This is a genomic window from Mesorhizobium sp. M0909, from assembly GCF_040319515.1.
In the GTDB taxonomy this organism is placed as follows: Bacteria; Pseudomonadota; Alphaproteobacteria; order Rhizobiales; family Rhizobiaceae; genus Mesorhizobium.
The window spans coordinates 154,666-177,225 of sequence record NZ_JAMYOA010000004.1 but is presented as its reverse complement, the minus strand read 5'-3'; the positions used below and the strand labels follow the sequence as shown (position 1 = coordinate 177,225).

General features: G+C 62.9%; 26 protein-coding genes. 13 read left to right on the top strand and 13 right to left on the bottom strand.

What is annotated here, in order from left to right; all coding sequences use genetic code 11:
* Complete coding sequence (locus NKH83_RS07585) at positions 1–453, bottom strand: RrF2 family transcriptional regulator (RefSeq protein ID WP_352802269.1); 453 nt, start codon at positions 451–453, stop codon at positions 1–3.
* Between the two features lie 147 nt (positions 454–600).
* Positions 601–975: a hypothetical protein gene (locus tag NKH83_RS07580; RefSeq protein WP_352802983.1), complete on the bottom strand. Its 375-nt coding sequence runs from the start codon at positions 973–975 to the stop codon at positions 601–603.
* Positions 976–1,137: 162 nt separating this feature from the next.
* Between NKH83_RS07580 and tauA the strand changes: the two genes are divergently transcribed.
* The 4 genes from tauA (at position 1,138) to NKH83_RS07560 (ending at position 4,089) form a co-directional block, all read left to right on the top strand.
* Positions 1,138–2,151 (top strand): taurine ABC transporter substrate-binding protein, encoded by a 1,014-nt coding sequence (gene tauA, locus NKH83_RS07575; protein ID WP_254817967.1) that lies wholly within the window; start codon positions 1,138–1,140, stop codon positions 2,149–2,151.
* A gap of 112 nt (positions 2,152–2,263) precedes the next feature.
* Entirely contained in the window at positions 2,264–3,037 is a 774-nt protein-coding gene (locus NKH83_RS07570) for a taurine ABC transporter ATP-binding protein (protein WP_352802980.1), read from the top strand.
* Positions 3,034–3,900: an ABC transporter permease subunit gene (locus NKH83_RS07565; protein ID WP_352476809.1), complete on the top strand. Its 867-nt coding sequence runs from the start codon at positions 3,034–3,036 to the stop codon at positions 3,898–3,900. The genes NKH83_RS07570 and NKH83_RS07565 overlap by 4 nt, the downstream gene beginning before the upstream one ends.
* 6 nt (positions 3,901–3,906) lie before the next feature.
* The gene (locus tag NKH83_RS07560; RefSeq protein ID WP_254817964.1) at positions 3,907–4,089 is read left to right on the top strand and encodes a hypothetical protein; all 183 of its coding nucleotides are present in this window, start codon (positions 3,907–3,909) and stop codon (positions 4,087–4,089) included.
* A 59-nt stretch (positions 4,090–4,148) separates the two neighbouring features.
* Here NKH83_RS07560 and NKH83_RS07555 read toward each other — a convergent pair whose 3' ends face one another.
* Positions 4,149–4,334: a hypothetical protein gene (locus NKH83_RS07555; protein WP_352802977.1), complete on the bottom strand. Its 186-nt coding sequence runs from the start codon at positions 4,332–4,334 to the stop codon at positions 4,149–4,151.
* Between the two features lie 303 nt (positions 4,335–4,637).
* Between NKH83_RS07555 and NKH83_RS07550 the strand changes: the two genes are divergently transcribed.
* From NKH83_RS07550 to NKH83_RS07540, 3 genes are all read left to right on the top strand, one after another.
* Positions 4,638–4,997, top strand: a complete 360-nt coding sequence (locus NKH83_RS07550; RefSeq protein ID WP_254817962.1) for a septal ring lytic transglycosylase RlpA family protein — start codon at positions 4,638–4,640, stop codon at positions 4,995–4,997.
* Positions 4,998–5,268: 271 nt separating this feature from the next.
* On the top strand, positions 5,269–6,546 hold the full coding sequence (locus NKH83_RS07545; RefSeq protein ID WP_352802974.1) for a polyhydroxyalkanoate depolymerase: 1,278 nt from the start codon (positions 5,269–5,271) through the stop codon (positions 6,544–6,546).
* A 216-nt stretch (positions 6,547–6,762) separates the two neighbouring features.
* Positions 6,763–7,380, top strand: a complete 618-nt coding sequence (locus NKH83_RS07540) for a transglutaminase-like cysteine peptidase (protein WP_352476804.1) — start codon at positions 6,763–6,765, stop codon at positions 7,378–7,380.
* A gap of 9 nt (positions 7,381–7,389) precedes the next feature.
* Here NKH83_RS07540 and NKH83_RS07535 read toward each other — a convergent pair whose 3' ends face one another.
* The 4 genes from NKH83_RS07535 to NKH83_RS07520 are packed head-to-tail and all read right to left on the bottom strand — an operon-like array spanning position 7,390 to position 10,182.
* On the bottom strand, positions 7,390–7,758 hold the full coding sequence (locus NKH83_RS07535) for a helix-turn-helix domain-containing protein (RefSeq protein WP_352701169.1): 369 nt from the start codon (positions 7,756–7,758) through the stop codon (positions 7,390–7,392).
* 53 nt (positions 7,759–7,811) lie between these two features.
* Entirely contained in the window at positions 7,812–8,348 is a 537-nt protein-coding gene (locus tag NKH83_RS07530; RefSeq protein ID WP_352802261.1) for a Smr/MutS family protein, read from the bottom strand.
* Positions 8,345–9,451, bottom strand: coding sequence for a murein transglycosylase A (gene mltA / locus NKH83_RS07525; RefSeq protein ID WP_352802970.1), 1,107 nt, complete (start codon positions 9,449–9,451; stop codon positions 8,345–8,347). The genes NKH83_RS07530 and mltA overlap by 4 nt, the downstream gene beginning before the upstream one ends.
* Before the next feature lie 23 nt (positions 9,452–9,474).
* Positions 9,475–10,182 carry a Tim44/TimA family putative adaptor protein gene (locus NKH83_RS07520; RefSeq protein ID WP_254817956.1) on the bottom strand — a complete coding sequence of 236 codons (708 nt, stop codon included), beginning with the start codon at positions 10,180–10,182 and terminating at the stop codon, positions 9,475–9,477.
* A 198-nt stretch (positions 10,183–10,380) separates the two neighbouring features.
* Here NKH83_RS07520 and NKH83_RS07515 point away from each other — a divergent pair, with 198 nt between their 5' ends.
* The gene (locus NKH83_RS07515) at positions 10,381–10,872 is read left to right on the top strand and encodes an FxsA family protein (protein WP_352802967.1); all 492 of its coding nucleotides are present in this window, start codon (positions 10,381–10,383) and stop codon (positions 10,870–10,872) included.
* A gap of 113 nt (positions 10,873–10,985) precedes the next feature.
* A complete protein-coding gene (gene secB / locus NKH83_RS07510) occupies positions 10,986–11,486 on the top strand; it encodes a protein-export chaperone SecB (protein ID WP_254817954.1) in 501 nt (166 codons plus the stop codon).
* Positions 11,487–11,577: 91 nt separating this feature from the next.
* Here secB and dnaQ read toward each other — a convergent pair whose 3' ends face one another.
* From dnaQ to NKH83_RS07485, 5 genes are all read right to left on the bottom strand, one after another.
* Positions 11,578–12,297, bottom strand: coding sequence for a DNA polymerase III subunit epsilon (gene dnaQ, locus NKH83_RS07505; RefSeq protein WP_254817953.1), 720 nt, complete (start codon positions 12,295–12,297; stop codon positions 11,578–11,580).
* 86 nt (positions 12,298–12,383) lie between these two features.
* Positions 12,384–12,986, bottom strand: a complete 603-nt coding sequence (gene coaE, locus NKH83_RS07500; RefSeq protein ID WP_352802965.1) for a dephospho-CoA kinase — start codon at positions 12,984–12,986, stop codon at positions 12,384–12,386.
* Positions 12,983–13,825: a shikimate dehydrogenase gene (locus NKH83_RS07495; RefSeq protein ID WP_352802962.1), complete on the bottom strand. Its 843-nt coding sequence runs from the start codon at positions 13,823–13,825 to the stop codon at positions 12,983–12,985. Before NKH83_RS07495 ends, coaE begins: the two co-directional genes overlap by 4 nt.
* Complete coding sequence (locus NKH83_RS07490) at positions 13,818–14,417, bottom strand: Maf-like protein (RefSeq protein ID WP_352648580.1); 600 nt, start codon at positions 14,415–14,417, stop codon at positions 13,818–13,820. Before NKH83_RS07490 ends, NKH83_RS07495 begins: the two co-directional genes overlap by 8 nt.
* A 171-nt stretch (positions 14,418–14,588) precedes the next feature.
* Positions 14,589–15,407 (bottom strand): pyruvate, water dikinase regulatory protein, encoded by an 819-nt coding sequence (locus NKH83_RS07485; RefSeq protein WP_254817949.1) that lies wholly within the window; start codon positions 15,405–15,407, stop codon positions 14,589–14,591.
* Positions 15,408–15,808: 401 nt separating this feature from the next.
* On the opposite strand from NKH83_RS07485, the gene hemE reads away from it, so the two are divergent.
* The 3 genes from hemE (at position 15,809) to rho (ending at position 18,817) form a co-directional block, all read left to right on the top strand.
* The gene (gene hemE, locus NKH83_RS07480; RefSeq protein WP_352802958.1) at positions 15,809–16,837 is read left to right on the top strand and encodes a uroporphyrinogen decarboxylase; all 1,029 of its coding nucleotides are present in this window, start codon (positions 15,809–15,811) and stop codon (positions 16,835–16,837) included.
* A 2-nt stretch (positions 16,838–16,839) separates the two neighbouring features.
* Positions 16,840–17,385, top strand: coding sequence for a protoporphyrinogen oxidase HemJ (gene hemJ / locus NKH83_RS07475; protein WP_502895555.1), 546 nt, complete (start codon positions 16,840–16,842; stop codon positions 17,383–17,385).
* A gap of 166 nt (positions 17,386–17,551) precedes the next feature.
* Positions 17,552–18,817, top strand: a complete 1,266-nt coding sequence (gene rho / locus NKH83_RS07470) for a transcription termination factor Rho (RefSeq protein WP_023675925.1) — start codon at positions 17,552–17,554, stop codon at positions 18,815–18,817.
* A 178-nt stretch (positions 18,818–18,995) separates the two neighbouring features.
* On the opposite strand, the gene NKH83_RS07465 is transcribed toward rho, so the two are convergent.
* The gene (locus tag NKH83_RS07465; RefSeq protein ID WP_352802955.1) at positions 18,996–21,011 is read right to left on the bottom strand and encodes a thioredoxin domain-containing protein; all 2,016 of its coding nucleotides are present in this window, start codon (positions 21,009–21,011) and stop codon (positions 18,996–18,998) included.
* A gap of 59 nt (positions 21,012–21,070) precedes the next feature.
* On the opposite strand from NKH83_RS07465, the gene mnmE reads away from it, so the two are divergent.
* Complete coding sequence (gene mnmE, locus NKH83_RS07460) at positions 21,071–22,399, top strand: tRNA uridine-5-carboxymethylaminomethyl(34) synthesis GTPase MnmE (RefSeq protein ID WP_352476793.1); 1,329 nt, start codon at positions 21,071–21,073, stop codon at positions 22,397–22,399.
* The last annotated feature ends 161 nt before the right edge of the window (positions 22,400–22,560 follow it).

Sequence of the window (22,560 nt, the reverse complement as noted above, 5' to 3'; positions counted from 1 at the left end):
TCAGGCCTGGATTTTCAACGCCGCCGAAAAGTCTTCGTCGCCGACGATGTCGCGCATTTCGGCGAGACTGCGCCGATCCAGCACCTCGGCGATGGCCTGCCGGACCTCCAGCATCAGGTGTCGGACTTGGCATGTCGCCTCGTTGCAATCTTCGCAGCGCTGATACTGGGTGCGGCTGGCGCAGGGAATGGGGGCAAGCGGTCCGTCGAGCACGCGCACGACGTGCCCGACCTTGATCTCGTCCGCCGGGCGCGCCAGCCGATAGCCGCCGTCCTTGCCCTTGCGGCTCTGGACGAACCCGGCATTGCGCAATTCGCCAAGAATGGCATCAAGGAACTTCTTCGGAATATTGTTTCCTGTGGCGATGTCGTTGACGAAGGCGAGCTGTCCAACCGGCAGGCGCGCCAGATGGACGAGCGCCTTGAGGCCGTATTTACCTTTTTTCGTGAGCATAACCCGAACGTTTCTCTGTCATGCGATGGCGCAAGGCCACCGGTTGCGAAACGCCTGGCGTGCCTCCCCGCCGCGTCCAAGCTGTCACTACAGATAAATTCTAGTGACATGATATACAAGCTCAGAAACGTTGATTTTGCTTCGTTTTCAAGCCGCAATGGCCATTTTGGTTGGGGCTTGTGCCCTTGCGAGCACAGGAGCCGCCGCGAATGGCACACCGGCAAACTGGCCGGCGGCAGGAATGTCCCGATCGGCTAGGATACCGACGGCAGCTTCTGCCCCTGAATTTGAAGGCCAAAGCATGCCGCGCACGGCAACAAGGAGGGTGGCGTCGCTCATCGTCCTCTCCAATCCTTCAATGTCGATAAGGATACTAGACTTAACCGCGAACACAGGGAACTTGTTGCCAATTTCTTGGCTACTCGCGGCATGGGTTTGCCGATGCAGGGCGAAAACGGGAAAATCCTTGTTGTGGGCATGGACGGCGTGGAAGGGGTTCCCGGGCAGGACGCTGGTTCTCACCCGGGCCATCACCCAGAAGCGTGCGAATGGGCAACTGCCCTAGCCAGACGACTTTTTCTAACAAGTCCGAGCCGATTGGAAGGATTTAACTCTACAAGAACGATAGAGTTAGGTGACTATTGAAACGCAATCCGGGTTTTTCTCGTTTCCAAGGAGCCTTTCATGTCCACCATTTCGCGACGTATCGTTCTCTTGTCCTCGGCGGCTCTGGCAGGTGCCGTCTTTCTCGGCCCAGCCGATGCGCAGGACCTCAAGATCACTATCGGCTACCAGACAGTCGTCGAACCCTCGAAGGTGCCGCAGGCCGACGGCGCCTATGAGAGCGCGACCAAGGCGGCAATCGACTGGCGGAAATTCGATTCCGGCGCCGACGTGATCGCCGCCATCGCTTCCGGTTCGGTAGACATCGGTTATGTCGGTTCGAGCCCGCTGGCGGCGGCGGCGAGCCGCGAGCTTCCCATCCAGACAATCTTCATTGTCGGGCTGATCGGCGAATCCGAGGCCCTTGTCGCCCGCAATGGCGCCGGCATCGAGAAGGCCGCCGACCTTGCCGGCAAGAAGGTGGCGGTGCCCTTCGTTTCGACGACGCATTACAGCCTGCTTGCCGCGCTGAAGCATGAGGGTGTCGACCCGAAGTCGGTCGATATTCTCAACCTGCGGCCACCGGAGATCGCGGCGGCATGGGCGCGCGGCGACATCGACGCCGCCTATGTCTGGGATCCGGCACTCGGCCAGATCAAGACGACGGGCAAGGTCGTGCTGGATTCCTCGCAGGTCGCAGCCTGGGGCGCGCCGACCTTCGACGCCTGGATCGTGCGCACCGACTTCGCCGAAAGGAACCCGGAAGCGGTGCGCGACTTCGTCAAAGTGACGGGCGCTGCCTATGCCGACTTCCTGGCCAAGCCGGATCAATGGTCGGTGTCCTCGCCGCAAGCGGCCAAGATCGCCAGGATCACCGGGGCCAAGCTCGAAGACGTGCCGCAACTGCTGAGAGGCTATGTCTTCCCGACGCTCGAGGAGCAGGCCTCGGACAAGTTCCTCGGTGGCGGCACGGTCAAGGCGGTCGAGGCGACATCGGCCTTCCTCAAGGAGCAGGGCAAGATTGATGCCGTCTTGCCGGATTATTCGAAATACGTGTCGTCGAAATATGTCGGCGAGGCGCTGGCCTCGAATTAGCGGCGGCTCAATACGCGCGTCCTCTCTTCCCTGACACGCGCGTTGCCTGCCCCGGAGCCGCTGACGAGGAACGGCTTCGGGGCTGGCAGGTTTACAATATCGGCGACCCCACATGACGCATCTCGTGCTCGACCAAGTCTCGGTTCATTATGACGGCCAGCCGGCGCCGGCCGTCGAACGCGTGTCGCTTGACATCGCCAAGGATGACTTCGTTGTCCTGGTCGGCCGCTCCGGCTGCGGCAAGACCTCGCTGCTCAACGTCGCTGCGGGCCTGGTCCAGCCTGTGCGCGGCAGCGCCACGATAGGCGGCAGGCCGATCACGGCGCTAGGCTCGGACCGCGCCGTCGTGTTCCAGAACGACGCACTGTTTCCGTGGCTGACCGCGCGCGAAAATGTCGCCTTTGCTCTCAGGCTGCGTGGTGTCGGGGCTGCCGAACGGGGGCGGACTGCCGACGACCTTCTGGCGCTGGTGAAGCTCGACGGCGCCGGCGACAAGCGCATCTGGGAGCTTTCCGGCGGCATGCGCCAGCGCGTCGGCCTGGCCCGGGCGCTGGCAGCCGAGCCGCAATTCCTGCTGCTCGACGAACCGCTGGGCGCACTCGATGCGCTGACACGCGAACGCATGCAGACAACGCTGCTCGATCTGTGGACGGCAAGCCAGGTCGGCGTGCTGATGGTCACGCACGGCATCGACGAAGCGCTGGTGCTCGCCACCCGCATCATTGTGCTCGCTCCCGGCCCTGGCCGGGTGGTGCGGAGTTTCGAGGCCGGTTTCAGCCGGCGCTATGCAGCCGGCGAGGCCATTCGCAGCATCAAGGCCGATCCCGCCTTCGCCGCGGCGCGCGGCGAGCTGACCGACGCGATCTTCGAAGGGGAGGCAGCATGACCGTTACCTCCTATACCGAGCGGCCGCGGCGCTCCAAGGTCGACGACGGAGCCGACGCGCTGTCGGTGCCATGGTCGCGGCCGCGGCCGAGACGCAGCCGCGTTTCGGCCCGCGTGGTTAGCGCGATCACCATTCTGATGGTGCTGGCAGTGTGGACGGTATCGGCCCGCCTGCAATTGGTGCCGCCGGTTTTCCTGCCGTCGCCTGTGGCAGTCTGGAACAAATTTGTCGTCGTCGCCCGTGACGGCTTTGTCGACGCGACGCTGCTCCAGCATATCGCCGCCAGCCTGTGGCGCGTGTTTGCAGCGCTGATCGTCGCCATCGTCGTCGGCGTTCCCATCGGGCTGGCGATCGGCGTCAGCACGATCGGGCGTGGCCTCTTCGATCCGCTGCTCGAATTCCTGCGGCCGATCCCGCCGCTCGCCTATCTGCCGCTGATCATTATCTGGTTCGGCATTGGCGAGCCGTCCAAGATCCTGGTGATTGCCGTTGCCATGCTGGCACCGGTTGCGCTGTCGACGGCATCGGGTGTTCGCGGCGTCTCGCAGGAACGCATCAATGCAGCGCGTTCGCTTGGCGCCACGCAGCGCCAAGTGATCAGGCACGTCACCCTGCCCAGCGCGCTGCCCTCGATCCTGACCGGTCTGCGCATCGCGCTTGGCGCCGGTTGGTCGACGCTGGTCGCCGCCGAGCTGGTGGCCGCGACGCGCGGGCTCGGTTTCATGATCCAGTCCGCTGCCCAGTTCCTCGTCACCGACGTGGTGGTGATGGGCATACTGGTGATCGCGGCCATTGCCTTCGTGCTCGAATTCATCATCCGCAGGATCGAGCGGGTGCTCGTCCCGTGGGCAGGGCGGGAGTGACCGACAATGCCCCATTCCATCGCTGTACTGTTTGCGCATTTCGGCCATTGGCTCCGCCTGATCAAGGCCGGGGACAAACAGCCGCCTGACGGCGAACGCAAAACGCCGGTGCATCTGGACGCGGAGCGCAACCGCCTGCCGCCGCGCGACGAAAGTTTCTACTGGGGCTGGCAATACTGGTCGCGGTGACCGGCCGCCAGGGTCCGCTGTGCGCTGCTCTGGCAGGAGCCTGAGCATCGACGCCCTGCTCAAACGCGTGAACGGTTCGCCCAGGCCAGGCCGGCCAAGCCGACCAGCGCGGTGACGATGCCGACATAGAGCCATTGCGACTGGCCGGTCATGAAGCTGCCGCCTATAACGCCGATGCCTTGCAACATCCACAGCACGCCGATGGCGAGCACAATCAAGGCCAGCAGATTTTTGATCAATCTCATCGCTAGAACTCCGTTCCAAGTCGATCATCAACCGCGTTCCAGCCGGAATGGAACAGCGAAAAGAGGCCGCTCGATTACACCAACTTCTACTTGGATGCTAATCTCTGATCTTGTGCAAGACGCCCGGAGATCGGCGCAGACATCATCAAAGAAGCTGCGCCTCGCTGCGGAAAGTCTCTGACAAATTGTTTCGCGCCGACTCCAAACGTGTAACATTGCCATGGAACCGACAGATCATTGCCGCATTTGCTGCCTTGTTCGGAACCTAACGGCTTGGGTCTGTCAACGGAGCTAACCCCAAGCATGAAGAAAAGCTATCAGGCCGCGCTCGTCGCGGCCACGATTGCGGCCGGCCTGACGGTCGGCGCATCCGCCACCAACGCCGCCGCTCAGTGCGGCCGTGCCTCCTGGTACTCACTGCATTCCAGAACCGCTTCCGGCGAACGCATGAACCCGTCGGCGCTGACCGCAGCGCATCGCAGCCTGCCGTTCGGCACCAAGCTGAAGGTGACCAATCGCAACAATGGGCGCAGCGTCGTCGTGCGCATCAACGACCGCGGCCCCTTTATCAGGGGCCGGATGCTCGATCTGTCGAAGGGCGCAGCCAGTCAGCTTGGCTTCATCAGCTCGGGCCATACCGCTGTCTGCATGGCACGGGTCTAACGGTCCGGCCGTCACGGCCGGACGCCGCCTCCAACGATCTTCCCAATAGCCGTGCCCTTGCCTGGCCTTCGCCGGTGCACTTCGCAGGTGCACATTGAGCCGGCTGTTGCCCTTCCAGGCGGATTCTCAATGCCTTGGACGAAAGAACGAGCATAAATCACGCAGACTGACGTATTGCATCGCAGCAGATTGTTGCTAACTTCCCCGCAAAGCATTCAAGGCTCGGCGCTGCTCGTCGGCCCTTCGATCGCAGTCGGCAGCGGGGTTCTCGATGTTCTATCAGCTCTACGAACTGAACCACGCCGCCTTGCAGCCGGCGCGCCTCTATGCCGATGCGGTGCGCCTGTTCTACTCCAATCCGCTCAATCCGGTCTCACACACGTCCTGGGGCCGCTCGGTTGCGGCAACGGCCGAACTGTTCGAGCGCACGACGCGCCGCTACGGCAAGCCGCAATTCGGCCTGACCAAGACCGTGGTCGACTGGAAAAACGTCGAGGTAAGCGAACGTACGGTCTGGTCGCGGCCGTTCTGCAACCTGGTTCGTTTCGAGCGGGCGGTTCCTGCCGGGCGCCGGCCGGACCCGAAGCTGTTGATCGTCGCGCCGATGTCGGGCCACTACGCGACGCTGCTGCGCGGCACGGTGGAGGCGATGCTGCCCTATGCCGACGTGCATATCACCGACTGGGTCGATGCCCGCATGGTGCCGCTGGCCGACGGCAGCTTCGATCTTGACGACTACATCGACTACATCGTCGACATGCTGCATGCGCTGGGCCCCGACACCCATGTGATGGCGGTGTGCCAGCCTTCGGTGCCGGTGCTGGCGGCGGCGGCACTGATGGAAGCCAAGGGTGATCCGTTCGTGCCCTCGACGATGACGCTGATGGGCGGGCCGATCGACACGCGCCGCAATCCGACGGCGGTCAATCTGCTGGCGCAGGAAAAGGGCATCGACTGGTTCCGCGACAACGTCATCATGCGCGCGCCCTGGCCGGTGCCGGGCTTCGGCCGCGAGGTCTATCCCGGCTTCCTGCAGCTTTCGGGTTTCATGAGCATGAACCTCGACCGCCACATCACCGCCCACAAGGACTTCTTCATGCATCTGGTGAAGCATGACGGTGACAATGCCGAGAAGCACCGCGAGTTCTACGACGAATATCTGGCGGTGATGGATCTGACGGCGGAATTCTACCTGCAGACCGTCGACACCGTGTTTGTCCGCCAGGCCTTGCCCAAGGGCACGATGACGCATCGCGGCGTGGCGGTCGACCCTTCGGCGATCCGCAATGTCGCCCTGTTCACGGTCGAGGGCGAGAACGACGACATCTCCGGCCTCGGCCAGACCAAGGCCGCGCACGACCTGTGCATCAACATCCCGGTCGACAGGCACGCCCATTACATGCAGCCTGCGGTCGGCCATTATGGTGTGTTCAACGGCTCGCGCTTCCGTTCCGAAATCGTGCCGCGCATCGTCGACTTCATCACCAGCTACGGCCGTCAGAACCGTGTTGCGGTGAAGCCGAAACTGGTCCGGACCGGCAAGAAATAGGCGATCGACGATGATGCTGCGCCCGCGACTTCGCATCAGGTCGGCCAACGCTAAAATTACTGGTTGGGAACGGTCTAGTCCATCCGACCTGTTGCACAATAGTCGCGTTGGCGCCACGCGGGTAACCATGCCGCAAAAATCAAGCCATCCTCATAATTGACACGGACTGTAAATACCCCTTAACGTTTCGTTAACAACAAGGGACAAGCGGGGACAATGATTTCCTCACCAATGGCGAGAACGCTGCGCCTGTGCGCGCTGGCCGGACTTACTGTGGCGGCAGGTTGGGCCAGTTCGGCCTCGGCGGCCGGCCCGATGATAACAGGTGGCCCGACCTCACAGCCGATCGGCCATTATGATTTCTGCAAGAGCTACGCCTCCGAATGCTCGATCCGCCCGAAGGATCTGTCGCCCGCCAGCCTGACCGGCTCGCTGTGGCGCAAGCTGCTCAGCGTCACGGCAAAGGTCAACGCCGCCGTCAAGCCGGAGAGCGACTTCGACATCTACGGCAAGGATGAGGTCTGGGCCTATCCCGACAAGGGCGTTGGCGATTGCGAGGACTATGTCCTGGAAAAGCGCCGTGAGCTGAACCGGCTGGGCGTCTCGTTTGCCGATCTGCTGATGACCGTCGTGCGCAAGCCGGATGGCGAAGGCCACGCCGTGCTGACGGTGCGCACCGACAAGGGCGACTACATCCTTGACAATCTGACCGACCAGGTCCGTCCCTGGGACCAGACCGGCTATCGTTTCCTCAAGCGGCAGGCGATCGACAATACCGGCCGCTGGGTCTCCATCCGCGGCGGCCAGCAGGTTCTGGTCGGCTCGGTCCAGTAACAAGGCAACTCATTTCGGCCGTGCCAGCGCGGCGCGGATCGACGCAATGATTTGGCGAAGCTCGGCTTCGTCGAGCTTTTCAATGTTGTCGGCCAGGAGATTGGCAAGCTCGGTCGCCGCCGGGCTAAGGCCCGACGTGTCGAGCTTGACGCGCGGATGCGAGGTTTCGGCCAGCCGCGCCAGTTCCTCGGCGTCGTCCCAAATGATGTTGAAATAGCCGATGATCTTCTGGATCAGCGTCCAGCTCGGCGCACCGCGGCGGCCGTGTTCCAGCGCCGAGAGATAGGCTGCGCTGACGCCGATCGCCTTGGCCATGTCCTTCTGGCTGACGCCGCGCTCGTTTCGCAGCACGCGAAGCTTTTCGCCGAACGGGGTCACAAGCGCACCTTCATGGATGCATCCTCATAGGTGCGTCCCTCATCGGCATGCCCTCATGAGCGTGCCCGCCGCAGGCGGACATAGAGCGCACCCGAGCCGCCATGTTTCCGGGCGGCATGGTCGTGGCTGGAGACGAGGGGCCGGAAGGCGGGTGTCGACAGCCATGACGGCACGGCGCGCCGCAAGACGCCATCACCGCCCGACGAAGAGCCCTTGCCGGTTATCACCAGGACGTAACGGATGCCGCCGGCATGCGCCCGGCACAGGAAGGAAAACAGCAGCGAATAGGCTTGGTCCTGGGTCAGGCCATGCAGGTCGACGCGGCCCTCGATCGGCAGCCGGCCCTTCGACAGCTTGTCCAGCGTCGGTTCGTCGAGTGCGTGGGAGACATGCTGCGCCTTCGGCTTTGGGGCCGCGGCAGGATTGCCCGCGCCCTGTGCCGGCGGCGGCGCCTGCCTGGTCTCGTCGATCTCCGGCCCAACGTGTGGAATTTCGACGGCGGTTCTGCCCTTCAGCGGTTTTGCCGTGCGCGCCACCAGGTTCCACAGCACCCGGTCGTCCTCGCTCAGCCTGTCGATGCGCCGGGTCATCGGCCTGCTCCTGAAACCAGCGGCCGGGGGATCAGCGCATAAAAATCGGCGGCGTTGCGGATAACGCCGGCGATCTCGCCGGCCGCATCGCCCGACCCGGCAAACAGATCGCCGCGGGCCGGGCCGGTGATCGCCGAACCGGTGTCCTGCGCGATCATCAGCCGCCGGAACGGTTTTCCGTCGAAGGCGGTCAGCGACGGCGCGTCGATATGGAAGGGCGTGCCGAACGTGTGCAGCAGCCGGTCGACGGCGATCGAGCGGCCGGGCGTCAACGGCACCTTGGCGGCAGCAATCGGGCCGAGCTCCCGGTCGTCGACGCCCGTCTCGCGGAAGAAGATATAGGAGCGGTTGCGCCACAGGGTCTCGTCGACGCGCTCCGGATGCGCCTTGAACCAGGCACGGATCGATTGCATCGTCACCTTCTCCGGCGGGATCTCGCCTTCCTCGCTCAGGATCTTGCCCGGTCCGGTAAAGCGCTGGCCGGATTTGGCGGCATAGGTGATGCGGCGAAGCCTGCCATCGGTCATGTTGAGCCGTGCCGCGCCCTGCACGTGAATGAAGAAGGCGTCGACCTTGTCGGCGAGCCAGGCGATTTCCAGCCCTTTTCCGGCAAGCGCGCCGCGTTCGATCTCGCCGCGGTCGAAATATTCGACCGGGCCGTTCGGCGCCGCACGAGCGAAGGCGAGATAAGGATCCAAGCCGGAAGGACGATTGCCGTCGTCGATGTCGACCAGGTCGGCCGGGCGCGCCAGCAACGGCACCGAAAATCGTTCCGTGCGCACCGGCGAGGCTTCGACCTGCGGCTCATAAAAGCCGGTTACCAGGCCCGGACCACCATCTTCGGCATCGATACGGGCCGGAACGAAATGGCGCTCGAAAAAGCTTCGTGCCTGCAACCGATTCGGCGACGAAACGGTACGCGCTTCGGCATAGGCATCGGCAAAGCCATTGTAGTCGACGCCGAGCGCGCCGGAGCGGTAGGGTTTGGTCAGGATATGAAAGGCCGAGCGGCGAAAGGCGTCAAAGGCAGGGAGATGGTCGTCCTCGCCCCAGCCCGGCAATTCGCAAAAGGATTTTTCGCTGAAGGCTCGAGAAAGCGACACGACAGCCTCCGCCGCCGTCCAGCTCAGTCTTCTTCTTCGGTGGCGACGAGCTTCCAGTTCGGATCGCGCGAGCGCGTGTCGCGGGCGAAGGTCCAGACATCCTTGACCTCGGCGACGGTCTCGGGATCGCCGTCGATGACAGCGCCGGCCTTGTCGCGGGTCGCCGAAATCAGCTCGCTGACAATGCGCAGCGTGATGTGCGCCTCGCTGCCCTTCATCTCGGCCGAAACGATATCGGCCTTGTCGATGCCGACGAAGGAGGACTGGATCTTTTCGGCTTTCGCCTCACGGTCGCCGATGGCCGCGACGAAGCCGTCATAGACCTCGCGCGACAAAAGGTTCTTCAAGGTTTTGCGGTCGCCATCGGCGTAGGCCATGACGATCATCTCATAAGCCATCTTTGCGCCGTCCACGAAGGTCTTCGGGTCGAACGTCGGATCATTGTCCTTGATCGCCCGCAGGCCCCGGTTGAGATCGGTGTCGGGCTTGGCAAAGGCATCGATCGCCGCATAGGTGTCGGCCGCCGGCTCTCCTGTCAGGCGCTTGCGCGGCAGCGAAACCACGTTCTCGGGTTTCTGGGCGGCATCCTTGTCGTTTTTGCGCGCTGCCGTATATGGATCGAAGGGCGGGCGCTCGTTGCCCGTGCGTCGGCCAAGCACGTTGCGCAGCTGGAAGAAGATCACCACCGCCGCAATCAGAAAGAAAATCGTGCCGAAGTCGAAGAAGCCCATATCTTGCGCCGATCAATCCCTGCTTTGGCCGGACCAGCGGCCAAGCAGGGGCCGCGATCACATAGCGTTCGGTATCCAAAGCATATAGAACGCATGGCGCAATCATTCAAATCAAAGGCAGCCATACCTATCTAACAGCTCTGGTGCCAGTGGCGATTGCTCGCCGGCCGGCAAAACATCGAAACGATCGGTCAAGATTTGCGTATCTCGCTGTTTCCCCTGTTCATTCTCGCGCTTCCGCTGCTGGAGATAGCCGGTTTCGTCATTGTCGGCCGCCAGATCGGCGCGCTGGCGACGGTCGGGCTGGTGCTGGCCTCGAGCGTCGCCGGCGCCTTGCTCCTTCGACACCAGGGTTTTGGCGTCATGGCCAGGGTACGTGCCGAAATGGACGCCGGGCGTGATCCGAGCGGCCAGCTTGCGCATGGCGCCATGATCGTGCTGGCCGCGATCCTTTTGATCATCCCCGGCTTCATCTCGGATATTTTCGGCATTCTGCTTTTCCTGCCGCCAGTACGCGATCTTGCCTGGCGGATGCTGAAAGGCCGCATCGTGCTGGCCACCGATCTCAGCAGTGGTTTGCGGGCAAGGCAACGCGGCAAGGTCATCGATCTCGACGACGGCGACTATTCGCGTGCCGACGACCATACGCGCGGACCGGATTCTCCCTGGCGCCGCCTCAAGGACGAGTAGCCGCAAAGCAATCAGCGTCTTTTGCAAACTTGTCTTGTCGGGCCGGCCATGATAGCGAACGCCCGAATTTCAATCCGGTCAGCAACGCTGCCCAGGCAAAAGGACCACAGCTTATGGCCAGCAACGACGACGCGCCGACCGGCGCAGCCAACGGTAATGGAAATGCGGCGCAGCCTTCGCTCAACGTGCTTGCGCAATATGTGAAGGACCTGTCCTTCGAAAGCCCCGGCGCACCGAACTCGCTGCGCGGTCGCGACAAGGCTCCCGGCATCGCCATCAACGTCAACGTCAACGCCAATCCGCTTTCGGACAAGCAGTTCGACGTCAATTTGACGCTGAACGCCAAAGCGTCGTTCGACCAGGAAGTGCTGTTCAATGTCGAACTGGTCTATGGCGGCGTCTTCGCCATCAGCGGCTTCCCGCAGGAGCACATGCTGCCGATCCTGTTCATCGAATGCCCGCGGCTGCTGTTCCCGTTCGCGCGGCAGATCATTGCCGAGGCAACACGCAACGGCGGCTTCCCGCCCCTGATGCTGGACCCGATCGATTTCGCGCAGATGTTCCAGCAGAAGCTGGCAGAGGACCAGGCTGCCGCCAAGGTCAAGGTGAGCTGAGCGCGGCTGTCTCGCCAGCGTTTGACAAACCCGGCCTTGCGCCGGGTTTTTTGTTTGAGACGTCGGCGGGACAGCGCTCCGGTCAAAATCACTATGCCGCGGAACTCGCTTCCTGGGCGACGCGCAGCCAGAGCGCCTTTTCGCCCAATGTGCCAACCATGCCCGCGTGCGCGGTGCGCTCGGCGTCGGTCAGGCGCGACGGCAAGGCGATCGGCCTGACGCCGATCGAAATATCGATGTCTTCGACATTCTGCCTGCCGCCCGTCGGAGTCAGGATGCTGTCGAGGATAAGGCTTGCCTGCTTGCCACCGATGAGCTCGATATAGACCTCGGCCAGCAATTCCGAATCGAGCAGCGCGCCGTGCTTGGTGCGGCGGCCGTTGTCGATGCCATAGCGGCGGCAGAGCGCGTCGAGCGAATTGGGGCCCATCGGATGCTTGCGGCGCGCCAGCGCCAGCGTGTCGACGATCCGTCCCGGATCGATGGCCGGATGGCCAAGCCGGCCGAATTCGAGATTGAGGAAGCCGATGTCGAAGCCGGCATTGTGCGCGACCAGTTTGGCGCCGTCGATGAAGGTCAGAAACTCCTCGGCGATCTCCATGAAAGTCGGCTTGCCGACGAGATCGGCGGCGCTGATGCCGTGCACGGCCTGCGCCTCGTGATGGATCTGGCGGCCTTGCGGGTTGATATATTTGTGGAAGGTTCGGCCGGTCGGGAAACGGTTGACCAACTCGACGCCGCCAAGCTCGATGACGCGGTCCTCGCGCGTGTCGAGGCCGGTGGTTTCCGTATCGAAGATGATCTCACGCATCGAATCAGTCCACTGGTGCCGGCATCATTCTAGCGGAATCACACCAGGAACAAAATGGCAACAACTAATGTGGGTCTGCAAGCCTCTTAACCAGGCCTGGCTGCCTTATCCACGACTAGTTCGGCGATGATGGCCTTGACGGCTGCGCGAGCGGCGTCAAAGCCCTGACCGGTGTCGATGACAAAGTCGGCGCGCCGGCGCTTTTCGGCGTCGGGAACCTGCCTGGCCAGGATCGACGCCAGTTTCTCCTCGTTCATGCCCGGACGCGCCAGCACGCGGGCGCGCTGAACTTCAGGCGGCGCGGTGACGACCACGACCTTGTCGACGCGGTTCCCGCCGCCGGTCTCGAACAGCAGCGGTATATCGAGCACGGCAAGCGGCGCGCCGGCGGCACGATTTTCAGCCAGGAACGCATCGGCATCGGCACGGACCAGCGGATGGATGATCGCTTCCAGCCGTTTCAGCGCGGGGGCGTCGCCGAGCACCCGCTCCGCCAGTGCCGCGCGGTCGACTGCACCGGATCTGGTGGTGCCGGGAAAGGCCGCCTCGACCAAGGGCGCGGCCTTGCCGGCATAAAGGCGATGCACAGCCTCGTCGGAATCATGGACCGGCACGCCGGCCTCGGCAAACATCTTGGCCGTGGTCGATTTGCCCATGCCGATCGATCCGGTGAGGCCGAGCACGATCATTTTATCGCGCCGATATCGGCAATAACTATTTGCCGCAGTTCGGCGGTGACTTCTGGCCTGATGCCGAACCAGCGCTCGAAGCCGGGCGCCGCCTGGTGCAGCAGCATGCCGAGCCCATCTACGGTTCTCAGGCCGCGCGCTTTGGCGGCGGCAAGCAGCGGCGTCTCCAGCGGTACGTAGACGATGTCGGTGACGATGGCGCGGTCCGGCAGTCTGCCCGGATCCGCGGACAGGCCTTCATTGCCATGCATGCCGAGCGCTGTCGTGTTGACCAGCAGGCCGGCATCTTCGAGGAATTCGCCGGTCGCCGCCATGCCATGGGCGGAGACGCCGGCACCGAAGCGGTCGCGCAGCTCCTGCGCCCTCGCAAGCGTCCGGTTGACGATGCGGATGTCGTTGATGCCGCGCTGCTTCAGCGCATGGATGACCGCGCGAGCGGCGCCGCCGGCACCGAGCACCACGGCGGGGCCGTTGGCCGCCCAGCCCGGTGCATATTCGTCCAGATTGGCGGCAAAGCCATGGGCATCGGTGTTGCCGCCCCACAATTCGCCATTCTCGAACCACAGCGTATTGACCGCACCGATCTGTTCGGCGTCGGCGTCACGCCGCTCGGCCAAAGCGAAGGCGGCTTCCTTGTGCGGGATGGTGACGTTGCCGCCGCGATAGCCTTGTGCCTGCAGCGTCTGCAGGAATTCGGCAAAGGCCTCCGGTGCAACGTCAATGGCCTCGTAGACACCGTCGATGCCGTATTTCGCCAGCCAATGGCCGTGGATCTTCGGAGACCTGGAATGGGCGATCGGGTGGCCGGTGACGAAGGCTTTTTTCGAGGCCTCAGCCATCGATCGCTCCGAACTCACGCAGCTTGGCCAGCACCGGCAAGAGTGGCAGGCCGACAATGGTAAAATAGTCGCCTTCGATTTTTTCGAATAGCTGGATGCCTTCGCCTTCGATCTGGTAGGCGCCGACGCTGGACAACGCCTTGGCGCCGACGCGCGCCAGATGGCGGCCGATGAAGGCCGGATCGAGCTTGCGCATGGTCAGACTGGCGATGCCGACATGCCGCCACAGAACCTGGCCGTCACGGGCGAGCACGACGGCGCTGTTGAGATGATGCGTCTTGCCCGACAGCGCCAGCAGATGACGGCGCGCCCCTTCCATGTCGGCCGGCTTGTGGAACAACTCGTCGCCGAGCGACAGCGTCTGGTCGCAGCCGAGCACCAGGGCGCCGGGCTTGCGCTCGCTGACTTCGGTGGCCTTGGCTTCGGCGAGCACCAGGGCGACGTCCTCCGGCGACACGCCACTATTCTGCAGCGGCGCCTCCAGCGCGCGCTCATCGACAGAAGCCGGAACCGCTTCGACAGTGACGCCGGCATTGACGAGCAGCGCCTTGCGGAACGGGCTGCCCGAGGCAAGGATGATTTTTTCGGCCATTTTTTTCGCCCGTTTCCTGGCGCTCACTAGGGTGTGTCGAGATTCAGGTCAGGCCGAGTCGAGAATGGTGGGTTCCGAGAACCGGAACGGAGCGGACATTTGGGTCCGTGAGTACCGGAAGCGCAGGAAACCGCCGTTCGCAGGCCGGCATCACCTGAATATCGACATGCCCTACCGCGTCTTGCCGCGCAGGGCAACGATGGCCGCCGCTGTCTCCTCGATCGAACGGCGGCTGACGTCGATCATCGGCCAGCCATGCCGCGTGCATATCTGGCGGGCATAGGCAAGCTCTTCGGCGATCGCGGCACGGTCGACATAGTCGGTCGGTTCGTAGGCGCTGGTGCCGAGAATGCGGTTCTGCCGCACCTGCGAGATCCGTTCGGCAGTGGCGACCAGGCCGACGATCAGCGGCCGCGTGGCATTGACCAGGCTTTCGGGCACCGGCACGCCGAGCACGATCGGGATGTTGGCGGTCTTGATGCCGCGATTGGCGAGATAGATGCTGGTCGGCGTCTTCGAGGTGCGGGAGATGCCGACGAGCACGATGTCGGCATCATCCATATTGGCCGGCAGCTGGCCATCATCATGCTCCATGGTGAAGTTGAGCGCGTCGATGCGGCGGAAATATTCGGCGTCCAGCACATGCTGGGCACCGACGCGTCGGCCGGCAGGCGTGCCGAGATAGGACTGGAACACCGTCAGCACCGGTTCCAGCACCGAGACGCAAGGCAGGCCCATGGCCGCGCAGCGTTCGTCAATGCCGCGGGCAAGCTTCTGGTCGACCACCGTGTAGAGGATGATGCCTGGCTCCTCTTCGATGTCCTCGAACACCTTCGTCACCTGCTTTTCGGTGCGAATGAGCGGATAGATATGTTCGATGGCGCGCGCATCCTTGTATTGCGCGGAAGCCGCGCGGCCGGCAGCCAGCAGCGTTTCGCCGGTCGCGTCGGAAATCAGGTGAAGATGAAAGAAGCTTTGCGGTTTGTTCACAGGATACATTCCAGGCTGTGGGCCGATGTGGATAAGCCGGGCGGAAAACTCGGCCACCGCAAAGCGACTGTATCAGATGCCGGTTTGTCCACAATTCGATGTGCTGTCGGCTTCTCCGGGCGGTTGGGGACAAGTCCGGGGACGGAGCTTTTTGCCTTCGCTTCATCCACAGGGGCAATTTCCCTGGCGTGGCGGCAACGCATTGACTCCAGTCGTAAATTCGCGGTTTTCCACAAAGTCCTGCAATCCCGCTGGAGAAGCGCGCGACAATATGCTGGCTGGTCTTTTCCAGAGCAAAGCGGGACAGGAGACAACCACCACAACCAACAGACTCTTAGAATCATAAGATTCCTAAACATAGAATATTTAATTATAGGGAAGCCTGGAAAGGCTAGCGCTCAATGCCTCAAGACCGGATCGTGCTGGACGTGTTGAGAGGCAAGACGGTGTTTCCGCCACCGGTCTGGATGATGCGCCAGGCCGGCCGCTATCTGCCGGAATACCGGGAGACGAGGAGGCGGGCCGGATCCTTCCTCGATCTTTGTTACGACCCGGATCTCGCCGTCGAAGTGACGCTGCAGCCGATCGAACGCTTCGGCTTCGATGCATCGATCCTGTTTTCCGACATCCTTGTCGTGCCGCATGCGCTCGGCCGCGACGTGCGCTTCGAGGAAGGACGCGGCCCGCTGCTGACGCCGATCACGGCTGTGGAGATCAAGGCTCTCGACGGCGAAACGTTTCACGTGAATCTCGAGCCGGTCTACGAGACGGTGCGGCGATTGCGCGCCAGACTCCCCGATGAAACGACGCTGATCGGCTTCTGCGGTGCGCCCTGGACAGTGGCGACCTACATGATTGCCGGCCACGGTACGCCCGACCAGGCGCCGGCCAGGCTGTTCGCCTATCGCGAGCCGGCGGCCTTTCTTCGGCTGCTGAAGGTGCTCGCCGATCATTCGGCTGCCTATCTGATCCGCCAGATCGAAGCCGGCGCCGATGTCGTGCAGATCTTCGATTCGTGGTCAGGCGTGCTCGACGAAGCGTCTTTCGAATTGTTCTGCGTCGAGCCGGTGGCCGAGATCGTCCGGCAAGTGAAGGCCGTCCATCCCAATGTTCCGATCATCGGCTTTCCCAAGGGCGCGGGAGATCACTATCGAAGCTATCGCCAGCAGACCGGCGTGACCGGGCTGGGCCTCGACTGGACCGTGCCCTTGTCGACGGCGAAGGAATTGCAGCGCGACGGCGCCGTGCAGGGCAATCTCGATCCGCTGAGGCTCGTAGCCGGCGGCAAGGCGCTTGCCGACGGCGTAGCGGCGATCCTGAAGGCGCTGGGCGACGGACCACTGATCTTCAACCTCGGCCACGGCATCACGCCGGAGACGCCGCTGGCGCATGTCGAGCAGATGGTGAAACTGGTGCGGAGCGCATCGTGACGATGATGGGCGCTGACAATGCGAACAGCACCAACAGCGGTCGAGGGGCGATGCGCCGCGCGGCAATCGCGATCGCCATCTTCCTGGTGCTGGCCGGGCTGCTGTTTTTCTTCGGGCCTGATGATTTCTATCCGTGGGCGAAGGCGATCCATGTGATTGCCGTCATCTCCTGGATGGCGGGCATGCTCTATCTGCCGCGCTTGCTGGTCTATCATGCCGATGCCGAAAAAGGCTCCGACCCGTCGGAGACCTTCAAGGTGATGGAGCGCCGCCTGCTGCGCGGCATCATCAATCCGGCAATGGTGATTACCTGGGCATTCGGCCTGTGGCTCGCCTGGAAAGGCTTTGGTTTTCAGGGCGGCTGGCTACATGCCAAGATCGCTGCGGTGGTTGGTTTGTCGGCCGTGCATGGCTATCTCGCCGGCGCCGTCCGCAAATTTGCCGAAGACCGCAATGAAAAATCGGCAAGGCACTGGCGGATCGTCAATGAGATCCCTACATTGCTGATGATCGTCATCGTCGTCCTGGTTATCGTAAAACCGTTCTGACGTCCTCGGTTGCCCGCAAAAGGCGGCTTGCTCTTTCAACCGACCGACGATAAAAGACGGGTCTTCCTTCCCGTCATGCGCCGCCCATTTATCGCTTCGGCCGCGCCCGGCATTTGTCGCATCCCGCCGATATTTTTCCCAAAGCTTACTCAGAGTCCGTCTAATGATGCAAGAAATGAAGCTCACAGAGTTCAAGAACAAGAAACCACCAGAGCTGATCGCTTATGCGGAATCGCTCGAGGTCGAGAACGCCAGCGTCATGCGCAAGCAGGAGCTGATGTTCGCGATCCTGAAGAGACTGGCGACCCAGGATATCGAGATCATCGGCGACGGCGTCGTCGAAGTGCTGCAGGACGGTTTTGGCTTCCTGCGCTCCGCCAACGCCAACTATTTGCCGGGTCCCGACGACATCTATATTTCACCCTCGCAGATCCGGCGATTCTCACTGAAGACCGGCGATACGGTCGAAGGGCCGATCCGCAGCCCGAAAGAGGGCGAGCGCTATTTTGCGCTGCTCAAGGTCAACACGATCAATTTCGACGACCCTGAAAAAATCCGCCACAAGATCCATTTCGACAATCTGACGCCGCTTTATCCGACCTCGCGGCTGAAGATGGAGATGGAGGTTCCGACCTCCAAGGATATTTCGGCGCGCGTCATCGACCTGGTGGCGCCGCTGGGCAAGGGCCAGCGCGCCCTGATCGTGGCGCAGCCGCGCACCGGCAAGACGGTACTGTTGCAGAACATCGCCCATTCGATCACTACCAACCACCCGGAATGCTACCTGATCGTGCTTCTGATCGACGAGCGGCCGGAGGAAGTCACCGACATGCAGCGCTCGGTGAAGGGCGAGGTCGTCTCCTCGACCTTCGACGAGCCGGCGGTTCGCCACGTCCAGGTTGCCGAAATGGTCATCGAGAAGGCCAAGCGCCTCGTCGAGCACGGCCGCGACGTCGTCATCCTGCTGGATTCGATCACCCGCCTCGGCCGCGCCTACAACACCGTCGTGCCGTCATCCGGCAAGGTGCTGACCGGCGGTGTCGACGCCAACGCGCTGCAGCGCCCGAAGCGCTTCTTCGGTGCTGCCCGCAATATCGAGGAAGGCGGTTCGCTGACCATCATCGCCACCGCGCTGATCGACACCGGCAGCCGCATGGACGAAGTCATCTTCGAAGAGTTCAAGGGCACCGGCAATTCGGAAATCGTGCTCGACCGCAAGGTGGCGGACAAGCGCATCTACCCGGCCATGGACATCCTCAAGTCCGGCACCCGCAAGGAGGACCTTCTGGTTCCGCGCCAGGACCTGCAGAAGATCTTCGTGCTGCGCCGCATCCTGGCGCCGATGGGAACAACCGACGCTATCGAGTTCCTGATCGACAAGCTCAAGCAGACCAAGACCAATGCGGATTTCTTCGATTCGATGAATACGTAGGGTTGCGGGCCTTCCCTTCTCCCGTGTGGGAGCAGCAGGTGGCGAGCGAAGCTCGGTCGGATGACGGGTGCTCCAGCTTGGCAACGACGGCACTCCGTCCAACACCCCTCATCCGTCTCGGCGCTGCGCGCCAATCCACCTTCTCCCACAAGGGAGAAGGGACGGAGCGCCAGGTCCATCACCGCCGCAGCATCCGTTCCAGCTCCTCAGCTTCCGTTATCACCGGCAGGCAGACCTGCCCGGTGCACAGCCAGGCGCCGGGCTTTTCGGTTGGTGGCAGGACGCCGCCTGGCAGCGTCGGCAGGTTTGTCGCCGAGCCGACAGGCACGACGATGTCCACCCGGCGCGGGTCCGGATTTCGATTCGCAACCGGAACAAGCCTTGGATTCTCAGATCTATCCACGATCACCAATTTCAACGGCTCGAACGCCAAGGTACAGGCATTGACTATACCCGCCTGGCCATAGGGCTGGTGCTCGGCCCGCCCAGCCGCATGCTCGGCGACTGTCCAGGCTTTTTCCCAGAGATCGAGATCGCCGGTCAGCGACGACAATCGGACCAGGGCTTCGATGATCTGGCCGGTAGCCGAAGGAATGGCTTCGTCGACATCGCCTCGGATGCGGATTGGCACATCCGCGCTGTCGGACGCGGTCAGATAGTAGCCGGTCTTGTCGCTGTCCCGGTGCCAAAGATCGAGTTGCTCAATGAAGTTCCCGGCGCGATCGATATAGTCGGGATTGCCGGTCGCCTCGAACAGCGAGATGGCGGCATTCGCCATGGCGGCATAGTCGCTGGACAGCGCGGGAAACAATTTCTTCTCCCCGAGCATGGAATGCGGCAGGCGGGCGTCGCGGGCGGCGCCCGCAATGGCGGCAAAGGCCGCTGCCGCCGCTTCGATCCAGTCGGATCGGCCAAGCGATCGTCCGGCCTCGGCAAGGGCTGCGATCATCAAGCCGTTCCAGTCGGTCAGGGCCTTGCCGTCACGCCCCGGCCGAACGCGCTGTTCCCTCGCTGCCAGCAGCCTTTGCTTGAGCGGAACCAGAAGGTCACGATCGACGACGCTTTGTGTTTGCTGGGCTTCGGTTTGGTGGATGATCGGCTTGCCTTCCCAGCCATGCGGATCGGCAAGTGTGAAGTGTTTGAAAAACAAGGCTGAGTCGTAGCCAAGGGCGGTCTCGATTTCATCCCTGCTCCAGGTGTAGAATAACCCCTCCTCGCCCTCGCTATCGGCATCGAGGCTGGCGGCAAGGGCACCGCTCTCGACCCGCATTTCGCGCAACAGCCAGGCAATCGTCTCTTCGATTCGCAGCCGGAATAATTCCTTGCCGGTCGCGGCATAGGCCCAGTTGCTTAGCCTGACGAGCTGGGCATTGTCGTAGAGCATTTTTTCGAAATGCGGCACCAGCCATCCGGCGTCGGTCGAGTAGCGGCTAAGACCGCCGCCTATATGGTCGTAGATGCCGCCGGCCAGCATCTTTTCGAGGCTGAGGAGAACGGCGTCGCGGTGGGATGCGGTGCCGCCGCGCAGCCAGGACAGCCAGAGGCTCTGCATGAACGGCGCGTTGGGGAATTTCGGCGCGCCGCGCAGGCCGCCCAGCTCGCGGTCGATCATGCCGTCAATGCCGGTGGCGAACTTTGCCAGCATGCCGCGGTCGAGCACGGCCTTGGCATGGCTGCCCGCCAGCCGCGTCTCGACATGCGTGGTTAGGCCGTCGGCACTTTGGTTAACGCTTTCTTTCTTCTCCCGCCAAGCCTTGTCAACCGCCTCCAGCACCTGGACGAAGCCCGGCCGGCCGTAGCGGGCCTCGCGCGGAAAGTAAGTGCCGCCCCAGAACGGCTTGCCGTCCGGGGTCAGGAACATGGTCAGCGGCCAGCCGCCTTGCTCGCCCATCGAGGACAGCGCCGCCATATAGATCTGGTCGATGTCGGGGCGCTCCTCGCGGTCGACCTTGATATTGACGAAGAGACGGTTCATGACGGCGGCGACGTCGTCGTTCTCGAAGCTCTCATGCGCCATGACGTGGCACCAATGGCACGCGGCGTAGCCGACAGAGAGCAGGATCGGACGCTCGAGCGCCTTTGCTTCGGCCAGAGCGGCGGGCGACCACGGCCGCCAGTGCACCGGATTGCCGCTGTGCTGCTGCAGATAGGGGCTGGCCTCTTCGGCAAGCAGGTTTTGTGCAGGCAATGTCACGGCGCTACTCGATGGCGGATTGAACAGGCATAGCTAGGGCGCTTCGGCAGAGCGGGCAAATGATTTTGAAAGACTCCATCGTAGCGCTGTCGAGCGGGCGCCTGCCGGCCGGCATTGCGGTGATCCGGATTTCCGGGCCGCAGAGTCGATTCGTTGTCGAAACGATTTCCGGATCGACCGTGCCGAACCGCGTGGCCAGCTATCGCAAGCTGCGGGCGCGCGACGGATCGGTGCTGGACAGCGGCCTGGTCGTCTTCTTTGCCGGGCCCGACAGTTTCACCGGCGAGGACGTCGCCGAGTTCCACGTGCATGGCGGACGCGCCGTCGTGGCGAGGATGCTGGAAACGATCGCCGGCTTCGATGGCGTCAGGCATGCCGAGCCTGGCGAATTCACCCGCCGCGCCTTTCTCAACGGCAAGCTCGATCTGGTCGAGACCGAGGCGCTGGCCGATCTCATCAACGCTGAGACCGAAGCGCAGCGGCGCTTTGCCGTTCGCAACGCTCAGGGCGTGCAGAGCGAACTCTATCTGGGCTGGCGCCGACGGCTGATCCACGCCCGGGCGATGATCGAGGCCGAGATCGATTTTGCCGACGAGGACGACGTGCCGGGTTCGGTCGCCGATACGGTCTGGTCCGATGTTCAGACCATGATCGACGAAATCGAGCGCCATGTCGCCGGCTTTCGTGCCGCCGAAATTATCCGCGACGGGTTCGAAGTCGTCATCCTTGGCGCGCCGAATGCCGGCAAGTCCAGCCTGTTCAACGCCTTGGCGCGGCGCGAAGCGGCCATCGTCACCGACGAGCCCGGCACGACCCGCGACCTGCTAGAAGTGGTGCTGGACCTGGAAGGGGTGCGGGTCAGGGTAACCGACACCGCCGGTCTGCGGGAGGCGCCCGGCAAGATCGAGGCGATCGGCATCGAGAAGGCCAGGACCAAGGCGCACAGCGCTGATCTGTTGTTGCTGCTGGAGGATCTGGCGGAGCCAGTCGCGATCGGTATGCTGCCGGGCAACATGCCGGCGCTGAGGGTCGGAACAAAAATTGACCTGTTGGGGGACAAGTCACCCTCGCCCACGGCGCACTATGATTTCGCCATCTCGACGCGGGACGGCACGGGTCTGGCCGAATTGCTGGACGAGATCGGGCGTCGTGCCGCAGCGCAGATCGGCAAGGCCGGCGATATCCTGCCGTCGCGGCTGCGGCATGTCGAGTTGCTCAACGAGACGAAACGCTTCCTGGTCGCAGCAGTGGTCAGTGGTCATCGCGGGCAGGAGCTACGGGCCGAGGAACTGCGCCTGGCAGCGGATCGGCTTGGACGAATCGTCGGGGCGGTCGATGTCGAGGATATGCTGGACGTTATCTTTTCGCAGTTCTGTATCGGCAAATGACTCACGTGAAACATTGCAAGCAACGGTGACGGAAGGCGAGCGACGGCGGTCCTTCGCCGTCCCGCCGACGTTCTGCGCCACCGAAGGGACCAACGCCGTGACTCACGTGAAACACCAGGCGCCGATAACGCTACATTGTTTCACGTGAAACGAGCAGTGTT